Origin of the sequence: Pseudolactococcus hodotermopsidis (assembly GCF_011170085.1) — a bacterium.
Lineage (GTDB): Bacteria > Bacillota > Bacilli > Lactobacillales > Streptococcaceae > Pseudolactococcus > Pseudolactococcus hodotermopsidis.
Genome location: NZ_BLLI01000002.1, coordinates 15,354 through 33,655, shown reverse-complemented (window position 1 = coordinate 33,655; position 18,302 = coordinate 15,354). Strand labels below are relative to the sequence as shown.

Below are 18,302 nucleotides of genomic sequence, written 5' to 3'. Positions count from 1 at the left end.
TAAAAACGTTTTTATTTACGGGTTGTCCACACACGCTTAAATAAGTAGACTTGTTCCTAAACCGTACAAAAAATGTTAAACTAATGTTATGGTAGATATTTACGCAAAAACTAGCTCACTTAATGACAGTTTATTCAAACAACTTATTGGTGTGAAGCGCTCGACATTTACTCACATGCTTGAAATTTTGAACAAAGCTTATCAAGTAGAACATCTGACTGGTGGACGACCACGTTGCCTAAGTTTAGAAAATCAGCTTTTGCTCACTTTACGGTATTGGCGGCATTATCCCACTCAACGTCTCATTGCTTTTGATTTTGATGTGCCGCTTTCTTGCGTCTCAAGAACCATCACTTGGGTAGAAAATATTCTTCATGAAGAGGGGAGCTTTGATATTGAGGGAGTCAAAGACAAGGATCATTGGTTTGCGATTGATGTGACAGAAAGTCCAATTCAACGTCCAAAAAAAACCAACGTGACCACTATTCAGGAAAAAAACACCGACATACCGTGAAAACACAAGTTTTGCTTGATTTGACCACTCATCGTGTCGTGAGTCTTGCCTTCGCTGAGGGGCATTGTCATGATTTTAAGCTTTTCAAGGAAAGCATAGGTGGCACTCTGCCAGAAGACCTTCTTCTTGTTGTTGATTTAGGTTATCTAGGCATTCTTAATTTTCATGAAAATACTTTTATTCCTGCAAAGCGTTCTAAAAATCATGAGTTGAATGAAGAGGAGAAGGCGCTTTGATTATCGGGCTGAATTAATTTGTGGCATTATCAATTTTGAAAGAGAACAGGTTTTGTGGTCTTGTTAGCCAATTTGCCTTAGTAAAATTTAGCTTGAATTTTGGTGGCTATTTATATATCGCTATCATTTGTTCTACGATTTCTTTAAAATATGACAATATTTAAATTAGCTCATATTTAGCATATTTTCGAACAATTTTAATTTTAACAATACAAAGTTAGAAAATTCTGTTATAATTAAAAAGTAAACGTTTACGAAAAAATTTCAATTTAGGAGAGAAACAACATGACTAGAGAACTTAAAAAAGTGCTATCACTCTTACTCATTGTGCTTGGTGTTGTTGGCATCATTTTTACTGTCGTCAATGCACAAGTGACTTTTGACAATATGCCCGCCGTTTTAGCGGGAGAGGTGATTAAGCCACTTATTCCAAAAGCAGTGATGTGGGGAATAGATATTATTCAGATCGTTTTGATTATCTATCTTGTTTTTGCGGCAAAACTTAAAAAGACAAACCTTTTTTGGCTTATTCTTTTGTATGTTGGGTCAATTGTCATTGGTATTCGTCAATTATTAAGACTTAACAAGGAAGAGACTGTGTGATATGATGAAAAAATTCTATAAAAAACATCCCTTAATCGTTTTATTAAGTAGTATTGGTGCTGCTATTGTCGTTGGTATTATAGCTTTATCTCTCTTTTTGCTCCCTTCAAAAGGAACTGCTAAAAAGTCAACGACCCCTGACTTATATACCGTAAAAAAACAGGCTGACAGCATTTTCAGGGGAAATGTTAGTGCTAAATCTTCGACAGATTACTTTGAGGATCCAACGCTTGGCGAGGTGTCGCAAGTCAATGTGACGGATGGTCAAGAGGTCAAAACAGGCGATGTTTTATTGACTTACACCAAGCAATTAAACGATTTGTCAGCGCAAGAATTTGCGGTCAAAAATGCTGAAAATAGTCTCGCCAATGCGCAAGCTGATATGGCGGAGGCTGAAAGAAAAGGTGCGACCTTGAGTGCCAAGTTTGATAAGGCAAAAGAAGAGTTGGAGCGCCAAGAAATCAATGCGCAAATCGAGGCAAATAATGAGGCGTGGAAAGCAGCACAGCGTGCCGTAGCTAGCGCAAACCTTGCTTGTGAGGAAGCGCGTACCAGTTTTGAAAGCCAAAAAAATAACCAAACGACGACGGTTAAGTCAAAAACTGACGGTATTGTCATCATGGGAACAAAATCTGAAACATCGCCAAAACTAAGCGTGGTCAGTCGTGAGACGCTTGTTAATGGCAAGGTGACGGAATATGACTATGATAAGCTCCAAAATGATGCGGTTGTTAGTGTCGAAACGGTTGATTTATCTAAAAAAGTGACGGGAAAGATTACCTATATCTCGCCTGTTCCTGAAAAAAGTGCGACAGAGTCATCTTCTAGTAACTATTCTTTCAGGGTTGCGCTAGATGAACCTTTGCAAAACGGCTATACGGTGCAGATTCATCTGCCAGATTCGGCGATTTATATTCCTAAATCGGCTGTTAAAAATGGTCAGGTTTACGTTAAAAACGGTAAAAACTTTGATAAAGTTGCAGTCGAAACGCAAAAAGCTGGCGGGCGTCTGCAAGTGCTGTCTGGCTTAAAAGTTGGCGATAAAATTGTCAAGGAGGCGGCAGATTATGCTGATAAACCTTGAAAATATTACCAAAAGTTATGAACTCGCTAGCCAAGAATTTACCGTTTTAAAAGATGTTTCTTTAGAAATTGAAACGGGTGATTTTGTTGGTATCATGGGGCGCAGTGGCTCAGGTAAATCAACTTTGGTCAATTTGATTGGCTTTTTGGATAAGAAATTCAAAGGGAATTACTACTTTGAAGACAAATTAGTTGAGCAATATACAGATGACGAGCTATCCAAAATCAGAAATGAAAATGTTGGCTTTGTTTTTCAAAATTTCGGCTTGATTGAAAAGATGACGGTTGGGCAAAATATTGAATTGCCTTTGGTTTATGCGGGTTTGTCCCCTAAAAAACGTAAAGAACTTATTTTGGAAAGTTTGGAAAAAGTTGGCTTGGCAGATTTTGTGAACCAATCTGTTAAACTCTTGTCTGGTGGTCAAAGACAACGTGTCGCTATTGCGCGTGCGATTGTTAATACACCAAAATTTATCATTGCTGATGAGCCGACTGGCGCACTTGATAGCAAAACATCAGATGAAATTATGCAATTGTTCTCAGATTTGAATCAAAAAAGCGGTGTGACGATTATTTTGGTTACGCATGATGCGGGTTTGATGCGTTTTTGTAATCGGGAAATCAGAGTTTCAGACGGCGAGGTGATGCTATGAATTTTGTGGCGATTATTCAGAATGCTTATCAAGCACTTCGTCAGAACACTCGGCGTAGTATTTTGACGATGATTGGCATTATTATCGGTATTTCTAGTGTGATTACAATCTTGTCATTGGGGCGTGGTTTTGAAAGCTATACAGTGAAAAATTTAACTGTTTCTGATGAAAATAATGTAACAGTTGATGTTAGTTTTTACCCGACTGACTATGAGCAGTTTGATTCTGGGAAAATGCGTTATTTTTCTGATGAAGATTTGACTTTTGCGGCACAAGTTGCAGGTGTTGAGGCTGTTAAATATGTTAATGAAGATGACAATTATGAGAGTATTACTTTTCAAGTCAGAGATACAAAATACAACAAAAGTTTGGGGTTTGTTTCATTTGATGATGAAAAAGTTAGCTTAGGGCGCAAGATTAGCCGTGAGGAAAATGATTCACATCAAAAAGTGGCGCTGATTAGCCGTGATACGGCGGAAGATTTGAATCCGACTGTTGAGAAAGTTTTGGGCACGGGAATTGAGATTGAGGGCGAATTTTATCAGATTGTTGGCATTTTTGAGAATGATTCGGCGAATTTGTTTAGCATGGTACCCGATATTAAGATCCCTAAGAAAAGCTATCGTTATTATACGAACGACGGTGACAATCCGATGCAGATACGTTTATCCGTAGCGGGTGATTTTAAGCCAAGTGCTGTGGCAAATAAAGTCATTAAAAAGTTGACGAAAGTTGGTTCTAGCCGTAATTTTGGTGAGTATATGACTTTTGACATGAGTGAATTGACCGACGGTATCGGGAAAGTTTTGAAGACGTTGACGTACTTTATTTCAGGAGTTGCGGGTATTTCACTGTTTATCGCAGGTGTTGGGGTCATGAATATGATGTACACATCTGTTTCTGAGCGCACGCAAGAGATTGGCGTTCGGCGCAGTGTTGGCGCTAAGCGCAGTGATATTCGGAATCAATTTTTGGCTGAAGGACTGATGTTGACGATTTCGTCGGGGGTGATTGGCTATATCATAGGTTATCTAATTGCGCTTGTGATTTCAACCACCTTGCCGTTTAAAGTAGCGCCTGATTTGTTTACGATTTCCTTGACCTTGGTCATTACAATTGTGATTGGACTTGTCTTTTCGATTACGCCAGCTAATATGGCAGCTCGTAAAGATTTGGTTGAAATTTTGAGGTAGGAAAATAAAAAATATACTTTTTGTCAGATGACTTGAGGTGTATTTTTTTTGAATGACTTTATTCAATTTCTCAGAGTTATCACGTTTAGAAAATTATCACGGGCGTTTCATAAGTTTAATCTAAAACATAATTTTCTGAATCTTTTACGAAGAGTTGTTTTTTAACGGAAAATCCATGAAAAAGTCACTTGCTTTTTCAAAAATATTTCAAAATATAATCAATAACTTTGGTATTTCAAAATATTTCTACGAAAATAACTTTTAAAATAGATTAACTAAAAATTAAATCGATAACTTACATGTATATTCCAGAAAAATTAAACTTATGAAACGCCCGTGGAAAATTATTGAGAATCTCTATCAATTTCCCGCCAAACGTGCTAAAATAGAGGTACTACGTAAATTTTGAAATGGAGAAACATGCTACAAGTAAGCGATATTAGTTTGCAGTTTTCGGATCGTAAGCTGTTTGATGATGTGAATATTAAGTTTTTGCCAGGTAACTGCTATGGCTTGATTGGTGCCAATGGTGCTGGGAAATCGACTTTTCTGAAAATTTTGGCGGGGGATATTGAGGCGACTACTGGTCATACGTCTATGGGACCAGATGAGCGGATGAGTATTTTGCGCCAAAATCACTTTGACTATGAAGAAGTGCCTGTTTTGGACGTTGTGCTTATGGGGCATAAAAAACTTTACGATGTCAAAGTTGAAAAAGATGCCATTTATCTCAAGGAAGATTTTACAGATGAAGACGGTATGCGTTCGGCTGAGCTTGAGGGCGAATTTGCTGAGCTTGGCGGTTGGGAGGCTGAGTCTGATGCGGCGCAGTTGTTGCAAAATCTCGGTATTTCCGACGAGTTGCATAATCAAAATATGTCGGAGCTGACAAATGGCGAGAAAGTCAAGGTTCTCTTAGCTCAGGCGCTTTTTGGTAAGCCTGACGTTTTGCTCCTTGACGAGCCGACAAATGGTCTTGATATTCAGTCGATTAACTGGCTTGAGGAGTTTTTGATTAACTTTGAAAACACCGTCATTGTCGTGTCCCATGACCGTCATTTTTTAAATAAAGTCTGTACTCATATGGCAGATTTAGATTTTGGCAAGATTAAACTTTTTGTCGGTAACTATGATTTTTGGAAAGAATCTTCTGAGCTTGCTCTCAAATTACAAGGCGATTCCAATCGTAAAGCCGAAGAAAAAATCAAAGAATTGCAAGATTTCATTGCACGTTTCTCAGCAAATGCGTCTAAATCTAAGCAAGCAACATCACGTAAGAAAATGCTGGATAAAATTGAGTTGGACGAAATTGTACCGTCATCTCGCAAATATCCATTTATTAATTTCAAACCAGACCGCGAGATTGGCAATGACCTCTTGAGAGTTGAAAATCTTTCGGTCAAAATTGATGGTGAGACGATTATAGATAACATTAGTTTTATCCTCAATCCTGATGATAAAACAGCATTTATCGGGCAAAATGACATTCAAACAACAGCGTTGATTCGTGCGCTCATGGGCGATATTGACTATACAGGCGAGGTCAAATGGGGTGTGACGACAAGTCAGGCTTATTTGCCAAAAGATAACTCACGTGATTTTGAAAGTGGCGAGACGATTCTTGACTGGTTGCGCCAATTTGCCAGCAAAGAGGAGGACGACAACACTTTCTTGCGCGGTTTCCTTGGGCGCATGCTTTTCAGTGGCGAGGAGGTCAACAAGTCTGTCAATGTCTTGTCTGGTGGCGAAAAAGTTCGCGTTATGCTCAGCAAGCTCATGCTTTTGAAGTCAAATGTTCTCGTTTTGGACGACCCGACCAACCATTTGGATTTGGAGTCGATTTCTTCGCTCAATGACGGCTTGACCAAGTACAAAGGCAGTATCCTATTTGCCAGTCATGACCACGAGTTCATCCAAACCGTCGCCAATCATATCGTCGTTTTGTCAAAAAATGGCGTGATTGATCGAATTGGCGAAACTTATGATGAATTTCTTGAAAATGCTGAAGTGCAAGCGAAAGTTAAAGCACTTTGGGCTGATTGATAAAAATAGAAATCGGTGTTTTATCTTGGTAAATTCTATGAATAAAAATAATAATTACTCTTTTTAAGCGCATTATTTCCTTCTATGGCAGAAGCACCTATCGTGGCATTATTTGAGTGTCGAAAAATCGCATGAAAGTTGTTTTTGAAAACAACTTTCATGCGATTTTTCTAGTATTGAATTGGATAGTTTTGGCATAAAAAAAGATTGGACGCATCCAATCTTTTGAGCATAAGACCGAAGTAATATGCCCTAATTTATTATCTAATTTTAGCATGTTTTACAATGTATGTCAACAATTTTCTAAAAAATTTTAAAAAAGTCAAGGTACTTTTTTGCATTTGTTTATATAATCATTTAAAGTACTTATTTTTATTTCAGAATCATTGCCTAAAATCAGGCGAAAGTTACTAAAAGAAACATGACTATGCAGTTTATCTGTTGCTTTTTCATACAATTTGACATATTTTTTTAAGTCAGATTTATTTTTATTTTGTTTAGAAATTAGATAGACTAATAAGATTAGATAATCAACGATATAGTTAAAATCAATCTCTTTAATACCTGTTACCGATTTTAAGTATTCTTTTATTTGATTTGAATCATCAGAATTTGTAAAACGACAATCATAAATCATTGAATTGTGCATAACAGCATTTCTGAGTGGTGTGAAAGAGAAGATGATTTTTTCTAAAATTCGACCATTACCGTTGAAGCCAGTATGATGTATTTTCAGGTTTTGCGATAATTTTATCCGACAATCTTTTTTTAGACAAGAAATGAAATGTCCAAATGTTCCTAGAGTGATAAATTCAAAAATTGCCCAGAGTGGTATTGGTTTGTTATTGTGAAAGAAATGTCGAATAATATTACTTTTGCTTTTAGAAAAGTTGTAAGCTGTTGTTTTATCCAAACTTTCTCTGAGTGCTAATCTTTTGTTTAAATACTGTCTATATTTGGCTGTATCAGGTGCGTGACTTTTGTAATCAATTAACATATTTTCATAAATAAAGTCTAGTGAAGGATTGCTATCCGCAACTAAGTAATTGATAGCTTGATTTTTTAAGTGAGTTTCTACTTGAATTAATAACTCATAAAAAATACTTTTTAATTCTAAGTCAAACTCATATATCGCTCTAATTTCAGAAAAATTTGCTATTTCCAATTGATTATCAACTTTTTTGATGAACTTACTAGCTTTATAACCATGGTAATACCCCATATCTAGCAAGGATTGTTTATCACTTGAACCCTTTATATTTGTACGATGTTTGTCCCGAATATGTTTCATTAAACTATTGGTGGACTTTCCTTCGGTGGACTTTCCTTTTTTAGCCATTGATTATTATCCTTAATCTATTTAGAACTATTCTAACATAAAAGGACAGAAATTACATGTTAGCTGTGAATTTTAGGCGCTTGATACTACGTTTCACGTGAAACCCAAACATTCATCACAAAATCCTTAAAACGTTTTAGTTTTCTTGCTACCATTTGACAAAATCTGTGATATGATAGAATTAGAAAGGTTTTCGAGCATGAAAAAGATTACGATAAAGGATGTAGCGGCGCGTGCTGGCGTGTCGGTGAGCGCGGTGTCGCATGTGTTGAACGGTTACAGCGATATGAGTGCGACGACGGTCGAAAAGGTGCAAACGGCGGCGAAAGATTTGGGTTATGTGGCGAACTCGGCGGCGCGCCAGTTGTCGAGCAAAAAGTCAAAGACGATTGCGCTGATTTTGAATGAAATCAATGTTGCGCGTGGGGTTGCCATGCCCCTTGAAATCATTTCTGGCGTGATTGATTATCTGGATAAGACCGATTATGAGTTCGTATTTTATGCGACAAATACCGAGAAACAGGCGCATAAAACCTTGCGCCAATTTTGTGACGAGCATAACATTTCCGGTGTGATTATTCAAGGTTTGCGCGTGACCGACCCCTATTATCATGAGCTTGAGCATTTCACTTTGCCGACGGTTGCGATTGACATGAACATTCGCAACAAGCGGATTGGCACGGTTAGCATTGACAACGAAACGGCTGCTTTCGAGGTCACGGAGCGCTTGCAGGCGAGTGGCTATCATCAGATTCTTTTTGTCAATGGTGGCAGAAAGGCAGCAGTGTCACACGAACGTGAATCGGGTTACCGCAAGTCTGTGACCAAACCATCAGTTATTTTTGCTGATTTTCGGGAGCAAGTCGCATTTGACCTAATTTTTGCCTTGTTTTCAGCTGAGAAAAAGCCGATATACGACGCTATTTTTGCAGCAAGTGATTTAATGGCAATAGGCTGTTTGAAAGCCTTGAAAAAATTAGACTTAGCCTCCCAAATTGCCGTGGTTGGCTTTGATGATATTACGCTGACAAGTTATTTTACCCCAACGATTACAACGGTTCATCAAGATGTTAAAACGATAGCCGAATCAGCAGCCAAGGACGTGATTGAGCATATCGAAAAAGGCATTATCAAACACACGATTGTTGGTTATGAGATTGTCGTGCGAGAGAGTGCAGCAATCTAAAAAGTTGTTATAGTTAAACAGTTATAGAAAAATTGTATAAAAATTCCAAAAAAGTGTTGACAACGTTTTCAAGTAGTGGTATCGTAGTGGTATCATTAAGGCAAGAAGCAAGAGCGGAGAGACGTTCTACTTAGTGCCTTGTTTTGAGTAGACGGTTGACTGCTCTTGCTTCTATTTTTTATACGCTAAATTCAATCAAATCGCGAATGATTGATAGGTGCTGTAAAGAATCTGTCGCTGGAAAAGAAAAACAAAAAATGTGAGATGTTCTATTTATTCTCACAACTAGCTAGTTTTTGTTTGATTCTTTTCTTAAATTCTTTTGGTAATATAGCTAAACATTGCTAAAAATTACCTAAAACACGAGGAGAAATTTTCATGAAAATGAAGAAAAAAACAGTCGCAGTACTTGCTACTATCTTGCTTTCGGGTGGTGGTCTTGTGACTGCTAGCGCGCTAAGTATTAACGTTGGTGGTGGCACTTTTACTTATGGTCCACAGTATAATTGGTGCTATACTGAGGTACGTCAACATTCAACGTATTCAAATGACTCAGTAAAGCATGCTACCACTTCAATGATTAACGATAAATACACTACAAAAAACTGGGTTTCTGCAAAATCAACAGCTTCAGCAACGACTGGTTATTACAAACCAGAAAGTGTTAGGGCACGTAACTCTTACTACGATCACGAATAAAATATGAAAAAATTACGTAATTTTTTAGCAATAGTAGTACTTGTACTATTGCTATTTTTATTAATTTTTAATCAAAAATCAGATGAAGAGGCTCATCAATTAGAAAAAATACTTCGTACAGATACTCATCTTATTTATTTTGACAAAATTTCTGAAAATGACCAGAAAGAAGTTTTTGAATTAGTAAAATCAGTCGCCAAAAAAGAAAAAATTAATATTTATCGTAGAATGACAATAAGTTTTGATAAAGAAGTAGTATACTTAGAGTTGAATGATAGGAAAGATAGGATATTAAGCGAATTCAATCGGAGTTTTGTTGACGAAGCAAATCATTATGAAATTAAACCCATAGATAGAGTGCTTACGGATGTCGGTTATATCACGATGTTGGAAGTTCAAGGTTCAGACCAATCTATTCAGCGATTACAAGATGCGTTAGCCGATTTTTATCCTGATAAAATAGAAGATATTAGACCTGTTTCATCTAATGAAATTGTTAAATTGTTACGAATTGCCATGGTTTTTGTGTTATTACTTTTATTAATCTGTTTGTTGCTCATTGAGTATTATCGCAGTTATCAAGATACGAATATCTTACTTTTAATCGGCTATGATAAAAAGCAGCTGATTTGGCGACTTTTTAAAACAAACTATTTCATCTCTTTATTTACTTTAGCAGGTGGGTTTACTCTAATTTTTTTATCCGCCAATCATCTAGCGCCGGTACTCATTGAGACTTTTATAGCAGTTATCGTTGCTTTTGTTATTAGTTTTGTCATTTCTACTTTTTTCTTGAGAAAATATAAAATTTCTAAAGAAGTATTAAACGGCAAGACACCATTAGAAAAAGCAAGTCAAATGACGACAATTTTAAGTATGATTTCAGCAACGTTTTTATTAGTTGTGGTTTTGGCGTTTGGGAACTTAGTTACTGAAGATATACGACAAATTTCTTCTTTACCTTCAATCAATCGAATTATTGAAGATTATACAGTATCAGATCGTATTCACATAGATATGAGTAAATCAGAAAAATCATCTGAAGACTACGTGACAGAGCTTGAAAATGATGCTAAGTGGTTTCAAGAGAGCCTGTCAAATGGTGCGTTATTAGCTGATAAACACACTTCAACAGATCAATCTAAGTATATGTCACATGAAGTGTTTATTTCCTCAACTTATCTTGATATTTTTAAGATAGCTGATGAAAATGGTAAACCAATTAAAATTGATGATACCGAGACTGATATGATTGAGCTAATACCAGTTAATCTAAAAAATAAAACAAGTGAAATATTAGATGAAGTACAGGCTGATCATGATTTTCAAAATTATGAATTGTATGAAGACTTTGCGGAAACAAAGGTAAATATTAAAAATCAAGTTAAGGTCATCTATATCAAGCCACAAACGCCAACATTTGATATAAATGTTGGTAACAAAAAACAAGTTATTTATCGTGTTTTTACTTCACATAATATTACGTCATATTCTGGTTATGGTGGTAAATTTTTGGGTGTAGCTACTGCTTTTTTTAAGAAGAATCCAATTAACGAAAAAAATGGTGTTTGGAACAATGACCCAAACAACTTAGTAAATACCTTATCAAAAGGAATTGATGCCAAGTTGGCATATGATAACCGTATTATTGGTAATGTTAAAATGGATATTTCGACAATATGCGTGTTCATGATGATGATTTTAATCTATTTCTACGCTTATTTACTCGGTTTATCGCAATTTAGAAGTCTTAATCATGATAGTATTCGCACTAAAGCCTTGGTTGGTTTTGATAGGAAAATGTTATATTTGCCATATTTTGGTTGGCATTTCATTTTTTCTGTGATGGGATTCGTTGCAAGTATTGTGATTGCAAACGTTTATATGCAAGACTTTTTTGTCATGTTATTTCTGATAAATGTTTTATTACTTTGGAGAAATGGCAGAAATCAAGGAGATTTACAAGATGATTAAACTAGAAAATGTAACAAAAATTTATGATAGACCTATTTTCCAGAATTTTAATTTAGTGATTCCTGAGGGGGAATTTTTAGGAATTAAAGGAGAAAGTGGACGTGGCAAAACAACCTTGCTAAATATCATTGGTGCGATTGAGACGATTGACACAGGGCGTGTCATGTTTGATAAACTAGACTATTCAAAGATTACAGCGGAAAAGCAAAAAAAGTTGTATCGAGATGCGATTTCCTTTATTTTTCAAAACTACGGTTTACTGGAAAATGAAACGATTTTTGAAAATTTAGCTTTGATTTTAAAATTGCGCAAAATTTCAAAGAATAAGATGACATCCATGATTTCTAGCGTTTTGGAAAAAGTTAATTTGGGTTATTTAAATATTAAGCATTCTCCTCACTCACTTTCTGGAGGAGAACAGCAGCGTGTCGCTATTGCGCGTGCAATTTTAGCCGATAATCCTGTTATTTTAGCTGATGAGCCAACTGGTTCGCTTGATGAAGAAAATGGCGATCTGATTATGAATTTGCTTGCGGAACTCAATCAACAAGGTAAGACGATTGTTATCGTGACACATTCCGAACGTTATGACGGCTATTTTACGAAAATTTTACAGATTTGACTGTCAGATTTGGAGCAGAAATTATTTCTGCTTTTTTTGACAAAAAAATATCAATTTCCTCTTGACAAATGAAAACGATTACAGTAGAATGTGTTTATAGAGCTAAAACGTTTTAGGAGGTGGAGATGAAAAAGTTACTATTCATTCAAAGAATTTTAGCTGCTTTGATTGACTTGATTAGCGTTTATGTGCCATTTCTTATCTTGGTCAACGTCATGTTTGCCGATTCATCAGCTTTGACCAACCTCTTACCAGCTGTGATTTTTGTGGTTTATAACAGTGTCGCAGTCAATTCCTTTGGCGGTCAAACTCTGGGTAAGCATTTTGCTAAGCTCACGGTTAAGAAATCATCGCTGAATTTAATGACGGAGAGCGTTCGTGAGGCGGTAAAAATTCTCTACTTTTTGCCTTTTGTTGGTGGTGTTTTTATACTCGTCAGCTGTTTCATTTATGTGCGAAAAGGGCAATTTTTGCATGACGTGATTGGGTGCAGTGAGGTGGTGGTGCATGGCTGAAATTCCAACAGGTCCACTTCTAGCCATGTTTGTTCTGACAATTATTGTGAGTTATGCTATTGCCTACCATTATCGGCAAGATTATGATCCGAAAAAGATGATAATCGCTTATTTGATCTATCTTGCGCCATTTGCGCTTGTTGCGTTTTTGTTCAAATTAAAACTGATTTTGATTATTGGCTTATACGTGTTTGGGGCGGTAGTATTGGTTTTTCGTAACAGTAAGTATTTTAATGAATAAAATTTTTTACAAAAATTCTAAAACGTTTTAGAAAAATAATAGGAGAGAACATAAAAATGTTTAAAGCAGTACTATTTGACCTCGACGGTGTGATTACGGACACGGCTGAGTATCATTTTTTAGCTTGGGAAAAGTTAGCAAAGTCAATCGGCATTACCATTGACCGCGAATTTAACGAAAATCTCAAAGGTGTTTCACGTGAGGAATCTTTACGCAGAATTTTGGCGCATGGCGGTCGTGAAACTGATTTTTCAGCAACAGAATTTGCTGATATGGCGAAACGTAAAAATGACAATTATGTTGACATGATTCAGCAAGTGTCGCCGAGTGACGTTTATCCTGGCATTTTGCAACTTTTGCAAGATTTGCGTGAAAATGACGTGAAAATTGCGCTTGCCTCAGCCTCAAAAAATGGTCCATTTTTACTGAAACAGATGAACTTGACCGATTATTTTGATGCGATTGCCGACCCCGCAAAAGTTGCCGAAAATAAACCAGCACCAGATATTTTCATCGCTGCTGCCGAGGGTGTCGGTGTTGATGTGACACAAACTATCGGAATCGAAGATGCTTATTCGGGGATTGCAGCGATTAAATCAGCGTACGCCGTGCCAATCGGTGTCGGCAGTCACGAGGTTCTGGGCGACGATATTGCCTTGGTCAATGAGACGAGCCAGTTGACGTTTGCTTATTTGCAAGAAGTTTGGGAAGATTATAAGAAAAATAGGAGATTATTGTGACAAAAATGAACTACGCCAAGGAAAATCTTTGGCAGATTGAAGAAGTAGGGTTTGACAGTCGTTATCTGGGGAAAACTGAGAGTATTATGGCGCTTGGGAATGGCTATATTGGCTCTCGGAGCGCGACTGAGGAGGCTTATGTTGGCGAGCGCCGTGACACGTTTGTTGCTGGGACGTTCAACAAATTTGATGAAAATGAAGTGTCTGAGTTGCCAAATATTCCAGATATTTGGTGGTTGGATGTTATTGTCAATGGCGAGCATTTTACGCTTGAAAAGGGAGCTGTTACAGGGTTTAGTAAGCGTTTGAATCTGAAAAATGGTGAGCTGACTCGTGATTTTGTCTGGGAATTTAAGACGATTAAGCTAAAATTTAAATTCCGTCGATTCATTTCCATGGCACGTCGGCATTACCTGTCAAATCTGGTAGAGATTGAGAATTTGTCAGCTGAAAAAGTCAGTGTGCAAGTTCGTTCAGGTGTCAATGGGCAAGTGACCAATTCGGGTAGTCAGCATTTCAATGAGGGCGAAAAAGGCTTGGTTGATGGCAAATTCTTACAAATGATGCCACAAACGATTGAAAGTAAGATTGATTTTGTCTTTACTTTGGCACATAAGGTGACAGCTGAAAATCTTACCGCTCGGATCGAAATGGGGCGTCGTCAGATTTTCATGAATTATTTCTTCGAGATTGCGCCAAATGAAAGCGCTGTTATCGAAAAACGCATGAGCGTTCGCACTTCCATTGATAATGATACTGATAATCATGATGTGGCGAGTTTGCGTGAGCTTTCGATTGCTGAAATGAAAGGCATCGACGCGCTGTCATTTGACGAATTGTTAGCAGAATCAGCTGAGAAATGGGCGGAAATTTGGGCGAAACATCCGATTGTGATTGAATCACAAGATTTTCATGACCAGTTGGCGATTCGATTTGCCAAGTATCATCTGCATGTGATGACACCTGCGCATGACCCGCATATGAATATCGGTGCGAAAGGTATGAGTGGCGAGGGTTACAAGGGGCATACTTTTTGGGATACGGAAGTGTTCATGTTGCCATATTTCAATTTTACGCATCCCGAAATTGCCAAAAGTTTAGTTACTTATCGTTATCTTGGGCTTGACGGTGCGCATAAAAAGGCAGCTGAAAATGGTTATCTTGGCGCGCAATATCCGTGGGAGGCTGCCAATCCTACCGATGGCGAAGTCACACCTGTTTGGGGTGCTGCCGACATTGTGACCGGGCAATCAACGAAAATCTGGTCGGGCTTTATTGAGCAGCATATCACAAGTGACGTTGTTTTTGGGGTCAAGCAGTACATTGATGTGACGGGCGACCTTGAGTTTACGCAGGAAAAGGCTTACGAGATTTTGTTTGATACTGCGAAATTCTGGGGCAGTCGCTTGGAATATAACGCTGACAAGGACTGCTATGAAATCAATGATGTTATCGGTGCTGATGAGTACAAGGAACATGTCAACAACAACGCTTATACCAACTACACGGCGCATTGGAATGTCAAATACGCGCTTGAATTGGCGGCGGAATTACGTGAAAATGAACCAGAAATTTTTGCACGATTAGATGACAAATTAGATTTGACAACAGTTTTGCCAGATTTGGCTGACAAATTAGACAAGATTTTCTTGCCGCAGCCAACTGCAGACGGTATTATCCCGCAAGACGACACTTATCTGAGCAAAAAAATCATAGATTTGACCAAATACAAGGCGAAAGACGGCGTTGACGGCTTGTTCCATGATTATAATCTGGAACAAGTTAATGAGATGCAGATTACCAAACAGGCTGATGTTTTATTGCTGATGTTCTTGTTTGAGGGGTTGTTTGACCGCGAGTTGAAACTCAAAAATTTTGAGTATTATGAGCCGAAAACGACCCATGATAGCTCGCTGAGCCTGTCAACGCATGCGATTTTGTCGGCTGATTTGGGCAAGGTTGCGGAATCTTACGAATTTTTCAAAAAAGCGCGTCATATCGACATGGGCGGTTTTATGAAGTCGTCTGATGACGGGATTCATGCGGCGAGCCTTGGTGGCATTTGGCAGATGACGGTCTTTGGTTATGGCGGTGTGCGGATGATTGACGGTAAACTGCGGATTGAGCCACATTTGCCAGAGGCTTGGACGCGTTTGACTTATGGGTTTGATTATCAAGGTCAGGCGATTACGGTCACGGTCACGCACGACAGTTTTGTCTTGTCGAAGGCTGATAATGGGTGTGATGTTTCGTTTATATCAAATAATGGTAACTATGTTTTACAAAATAAATTGACACTTTCTCTAGGAGGAAAATCATGAAAAATTGGAAAAAAGTTTTAACTTTTGGTGCTGTTGCGGTGGCGGGTCTTTCGCTTGTCGCATGTGGTGGTAAGAAAGATGATGCAGCTGGTTCAGATGACACAGATTTCAAGGGTAAAACGCTGAAACTTGGCGTTTGGGGCGGCAATGAGTCTGAGGAAAAATCGCTCAAAGAAGTTATTGCTGGCTTTGAAAAGGAAACAGGGGCGAAAGTTGACCTTAAAACGTACACGGATTACAATACGCAGATTCAGACGGATTTGATTGGTAAAACGGCGCCAGATGCCTTTTATGTGGATTCGTCTTACTATCCGTTTTTGGCAAGCAAAGGTGCGCTTGCGGAGCTTGACAAGGGGGAGTTTGATGCCAGTGCTTATTATGACAATCTGACGAAAGCATTTTCAGACGGCGATAAATTGTATGCGATTCCAAAAGATTTTTCAACTTTGGCTTTGTATAAAAACACTGGTATTTTTGAAGAGGTCGGTGTTGACCCCGAATCTGTGCCAACTTCTTATGAAGAATTAGTGGCTTGGTTGCCAGATTTCCAAGCTAAATTGGATGCCAAATATGGCAAAGATAAGGTTAAGGCGATGAGCTACACGGCCGAACTTTCTCGTTCTTATCACTTGGCAGCGCGTGATGGTGCTGAGCCAATCAAGGACGATGGGACACCAAATCTTGCCAATAAAAAAGTTGTTGACAATTTGTCAATTCTTAAAAAATTGGTCGACACTAAAGCCGTTGTTACGCCACAAGAAATCGGTGCTGGCTGGAATGGTGAGGCTTTTGGTACTGGCAAAATTGCCATGATGGACGAGGGGAACTGGGTTTATCAAACGCTGAAAACTGAATTTTCAGACATCAACTTTTCTGTTTCGCCAATGGAGACTTACAAGGGCGAAGAGGGCGGCATGATGTTCTCAGTTGGTTGGGGCAAGTACGCTGGCACGAAAAATTCGGCGCTCGCTGATGCTTGGATTAAGTATGCGACAGGCGTTGCGGGCATGACTCAGTGGGTCAATGGAACTGGCACACTGCCAACGCGTGAAGATGTGGCAAGTACGGCTGACATTAACAAAAACGAAGACCTTAAGATTCACTTAGCAGCTGTTGATTACTCAACTGTTTGGCAAAAAGGCGTGAGCTTGACAACGATTAACAACGCTTATATGAACTACTGGCCAGAAGTTGTGGACGGGAAATCATCACTTGAAGATGCAATGAAGAAAGCTGATAAACAAGCGCAAGATGATATTGATAAGGCGGAATAAAGGTAAAATTGGCTTTAATGAGTTTAAATGCTCGCGTTGAGCTTTAACGACTTGATGTAATGCTCGCTATGAGCATTTGTCTGACAAGCAGATAAGGGTTCGACTCCCTTATCTGTTCTAACAAAAATTTGGGCGGTCCCAATCCATTCTCAAGGAGGAGTATATGGCTACAAAAGTCAAAAAATCAAAACGCGAGTTAAATGAGATGTTGCAAGGTTACGCTTTTATTGCGCCAGCAATATTGGTTTTACTCGTATTCTCAGTTATTTCAGTTTTATTTGCCATTTATCTGTCATTTAATAAAGTTGATTTATTCACAGGCAAATATACTTGGAATAATTTTAGCAATTATCTTAATATTTTCAAGGATCCACGCAGTTTGATTGCGCTGAAAAATACGGCTTTGTTTGCCTTGTTTGTTGTGCCACTTCAGACGATTATCTCGCTTGTTATGGCATACGTCCTTGCTAGCCGTGATGTCAAGGGGAAAAAGGCTTTTCGTCTGATTTATTTCTTGCCGACCTTGACTAGCTCAAGCGCCTTGACGATTATTTTCATGTTTTTGTTCAATATCAATGGCCCGATTAACGATTTTCTGATTGGTTTGGGGCTGTATCAGTCGCCGATTAACTTTCTGCAAGAACCACAATATGCTCTGAAAGTCATCATGGCGATGAATATCTGGTCAACTGTGCCTTATTTTATGACAATTTATCTGGCGTCATTAGTTGATTTGCCGCATTCGCTTTATGAGGCAGCGGAGATCGACGGCGCTAACGCTTTTGAGAAATTGCGTTTTATTACGATTCCTTATCTGCGACCGATTACGACTTATGTGATTTTGACGGGAATTATCGGGACTTTTCAGATGTTTGACCAAGCCTACATTTTCAGTAATGGTAGCGGTGGGCCGAACAATTCAACCTTGACTTTGAGCTTGCTGATTTATCAAAACGCTTTTGGACAAATGCCGACAATGGGCTTTGCTGCAGCGCTTGCGGTTGTCCTTGCGATTATCATCTTCATTGTCAGTCGAATTGCTGAAAAATTAAATGGAGGAAAATAG

16 protein-coding genes and 1 pseudogene are annotated in these 18,302 nt (G+C 38.3%); 16 read left to right on the top strand and 1 reads right to left on the bottom strand.

Annotation, left to right across the window (positions count from 1 at the left end; genetic code table 11):
* Window positions 1–88 precede the first annotated feature (88 nt).
* From Hs30E_RS00615 to Hs30E_RS00590, 6 genes and pseudogenes are all read left to right on the top strand, one after another.
* Window positions 89–747: pseudogene (locus Hs30E_RS00615) on the top strand (transposase family protein); the annotation flags it as partial.
* Between the two features lie 288 nt (window positions 748–1,035).
* Complete coding sequence (locus tag Hs30E_RS00610) at window positions 1,036–1,353, top strand: hypothetical protein (protein ID WP_172207173.1); 318 nt, start codon at window positions 1,036–1,038, stop codon at window positions 1,351–1,353.
* 1 nt (window position 1,354) lies between these two features.
* Window positions 1,355–2,437 (top strand): efflux RND transporter periplasmic adaptor subunit, encoded by a 1,083-nt coding sequence (locus Hs30E_RS00605; RefSeq protein WP_172207171.1) that lies wholly within the window; start codon window positions 1,355–1,357, stop codon window positions 2,435–2,437.
* On the top strand, window positions 2,424–3,089 hold the full coding sequence (locus Hs30E_RS00600; RefSeq protein ID WP_371864124.1) for an ABC transporter ATP-binding protein: 666 nt from the start codon (window positions 2,424–2,426) through the stop codon (window positions 3,087–3,089). Before Hs30E_RS00605 ends, Hs30E_RS00600 begins: the two co-directional genes overlap by 14 nt.
* Before the next feature lie 5 nt (window positions 3,090–3,094).
* On the top strand, window positions 3,095–4,282 hold the full coding sequence (locus Hs30E_RS00595; protein WP_228461954.1) for an ABC transporter permease: 1,188 nt from the start codon (window positions 3,095–3,097) through the stop codon (window positions 4,280–4,282).
* A 420-nt stretch (window positions 4,283–4,702) separates the two neighbouring features.
* The gene (locus Hs30E_RS00590; RefSeq protein WP_172207165.1) at window positions 4,703–6,325 is read left to right on the top strand and encodes an ABC-F family ATP-binding cassette domain-containing protein; all 1,623 of its coding nucleotides are present in this window, start codon (window positions 4,703–4,705) and stop codon (window positions 6,323–6,325) included.
* A 322-nt stretch (window positions 6,326–6,647) separates the two neighbouring features.
* Here Hs30E_RS00590 and Hs30E_RS00585 read toward each other — a convergent pair whose 3' ends face one another.
* Window positions 6,648–7,664, bottom strand: coding sequence for an Abi family protein (locus Hs30E_RS00585; RefSeq protein WP_172207162.1), 1,017 nt, complete (start codon window positions 7,662–7,664; stop codon window positions 6,648–6,650).
* Window positions 7,665–7,836: 172 nt separating this feature from the next.
* On the opposite strand from Hs30E_RS00585, the gene Hs30E_RS00580 reads away from it, so the two are divergent.
* The 10 genes from Hs30E_RS00580 to Hs30E_RS00535 all read left to right on the top strand — a co-directional run bounded on the left by Hs30E_RS00580 (window position 7,837) and on the right by Hs30E_RS00535 (window position 18,302).
* A complete protein-coding gene (locus tag Hs30E_RS00580) occupies window positions 7,837–8,850 on the top strand; it encodes a LacI family DNA-binding transcriptional regulator (RefSeq protein WP_228461953.1) in 1,014 nt (337 codons plus the stop codon).
* 378 nt (window positions 8,851–9,228) lie between these two features.
* The gene (locus Hs30E_RS00575; RefSeq protein ID WP_172207160.1) at window positions 9,229–9,549 is read left to right on the top strand and encodes a hypothetical protein; all 321 of its coding nucleotides are present in this window, start codon (window positions 9,229–9,231) and stop codon (window positions 9,547–9,549) included.
* 3 nt (window positions 9,550–9,552) lie between these two features.
* Window positions 9,553–11,523 (top strand): hypothetical protein, encoded by a 1,971-nt coding sequence (locus Hs30E_RS00570; RefSeq protein ID WP_172207158.1) that lies wholly within the window; start codon window positions 9,553–9,555, stop codon window positions 11,521–11,523.
* On the top strand, window positions 11,489–12,145 hold the full coding sequence (locus Hs30E_RS00565) for an ABC transporter ATP-binding protein (RefSeq protein WP_228461952.1): 657 nt from the start codon (window positions 11,489–11,491) through the stop codon (window positions 12,143–12,145). Before Hs30E_RS00570 ends, Hs30E_RS00565 begins: the two co-directional genes overlap by 35 nt.
* A gap of 125 nt (window positions 12,146–12,270) precedes the next feature.
* Window positions 12,271–12,660 carry an RDD family protein gene (locus Hs30E_RS00560; RefSeq protein ID WP_172207156.1) on the top strand — a complete coding sequence of 130 codons (390 nt, stop codon included), beginning with the start codon at window positions 12,271–12,273 and terminating at the stop codon, window positions 12,658–12,660.
* Complete coding sequence (locus tag Hs30E_RS00555) at window positions 12,653–12,901, top strand: hypothetical protein (RefSeq protein ID WP_172207154.1); 249 nt, start codon at window positions 12,653–12,655, stop codon at window positions 12,899–12,901. Before Hs30E_RS00560 ends, Hs30E_RS00555 begins: the two co-directional genes overlap by 8 nt.
* A 56-nt stretch (window positions 12,902–12,957) precedes the next feature.
* Window positions 12,958–13,641: a beta-phosphoglucomutase gene (gene pgmB, locus Hs30E_RS00550; RefSeq protein WP_172207152.1), complete on the top strand. Its 684-nt coding sequence runs from the start codon at window positions 12,958–12,960 to the stop codon at window positions 13,639–13,641.
* Window positions 13,642–13,646: 5 nt separating this feature from the next.
* Window positions 13,647–15,962: a glycoside hydrolase family 65 protein gene (locus Hs30E_RS00545; RefSeq protein WP_172207264.1), complete on the top strand. Its 2,316-nt coding sequence runs from the start codon at window positions 13,647–13,649 to the stop codon at window positions 15,960–15,962.
* Window positions 15,959–17,236: an extracellular solute-binding protein gene (locus tag Hs30E_RS00540; RefSeq protein ID WP_172207150.1), complete on the top strand. Its 1,278-nt coding sequence runs from the start codon at window positions 15,959–15,961 to the stop codon at window positions 17,234–17,236. The genes Hs30E_RS00545 and Hs30E_RS00540 overlap by 4 nt, the downstream gene beginning before the upstream one ends.
* A 163-nt stretch (window positions 17,237–17,399) precedes the next feature.
* Entirely contained in the window at window positions 17,400–18,302 is a 903-nt protein-coding gene (locus Hs30E_RS00535) for a carbohydrate ABC transporter permease (RefSeq protein ID WP_228461951.1), read from the top strand.

Bases quoted from the DNA above. Each gene is read 5' to 3' on its own strand.
- Hs30E_RS00605 (WP_172207171.1), top strand. From the start codon at position 1,355: ATGATGAAAAAATTCTATAAAAAACATCCCTTAATCGTTTTATTAAGT.
- Hs30E_RS00590 (WP_172207165.1), top strand. From the start codon at position 4,703: ATGCTACAAGTAAGCGATATTAGTTTGCAGTTTTCGGATCGTAAGCTG.
- Hs30E_RS00540 (WP_172207150.1), top strand. From the start codon at position 15,959: ATGAAAAATTGGAAAAAAGTTTTAACTTTTGGTGCTGTTGCGGTGGCG.
- Hs30E_RS00565 (WP_228461952.1), top strand. From the start codon at position 11,489: ATGGCAGAAATCAAGGAGATTTACAAGATGATTAAACTAGAAAATGTA.
- Hs30E_RS00575 (WP_172207160.1), top strand. From the start codon at position 9,229: ATGAAAATGAAGAAAAAAACAGTCGCAGTACTTGCTACTATCTTGCTT.
- Hs30E_RS00535 (WP_228461951.1), top strand. From the start codon at position 17,400: ATGGCTACAAAAGTCAAAAAATCAAAACGCGAGTTAAATGAGATGTTG.
- Hs30E_RS00570 (WP_172207158.1), top strand. From the start codon at position 9,553: ATGAAAAAATTACGTAATTTTTTAGCAATAGTAGTACTTGTACTATTG.
- pgmB (WP_172207152.1), top strand. From the start codon at position 12,958: ATGTTTAAAGCAGTACTATTTGACCTCGACGGTGTGATTACGGACACG.
- Hs30E_RS00585 (WP_172207162.1), bottom strand. From the start codon at position 7,664: ATGGCTAAAAAAGGAAAGTCCACCGAAGGAAAGTCCACCAATAGTTTA.
- Hs30E_RS00545 (WP_172207264.1), top strand. From the start codon at position 13,647: ATGAACTACGCCAAGGAAAATCTTTGGCAGATTGAAGAAGTAGGGTTT.
- Hs30E_RS00560 (WP_172207156.1), top strand. From the start codon at position 12,271: ATGAAAAAGTTACTATTCATTCAAAGAATTTTAGCTGCTTTGATTGAC.
- Hs30E_RS00555 (WP_172207154.1), top strand. From the start codon at position 12,653: ATGGCTGAAATTCCAACAGGTCCACTTCTAGCCATGTTTGTTCTGACA.
- Hs30E_RS00610 (WP_172207173.1), top strand. From the start codon at position 1,036: ATGACTAGAGAACTTAAAAAAGTGCTATCACTCTTACTCATTGTGCTT.
- Hs30E_RS00580 (WP_228461953.1), top strand. From the start codon at position 7,837: ATGATAGAATTAGAAAGGTTTTCGAGCATGAAAAAGATTACGATAAAG.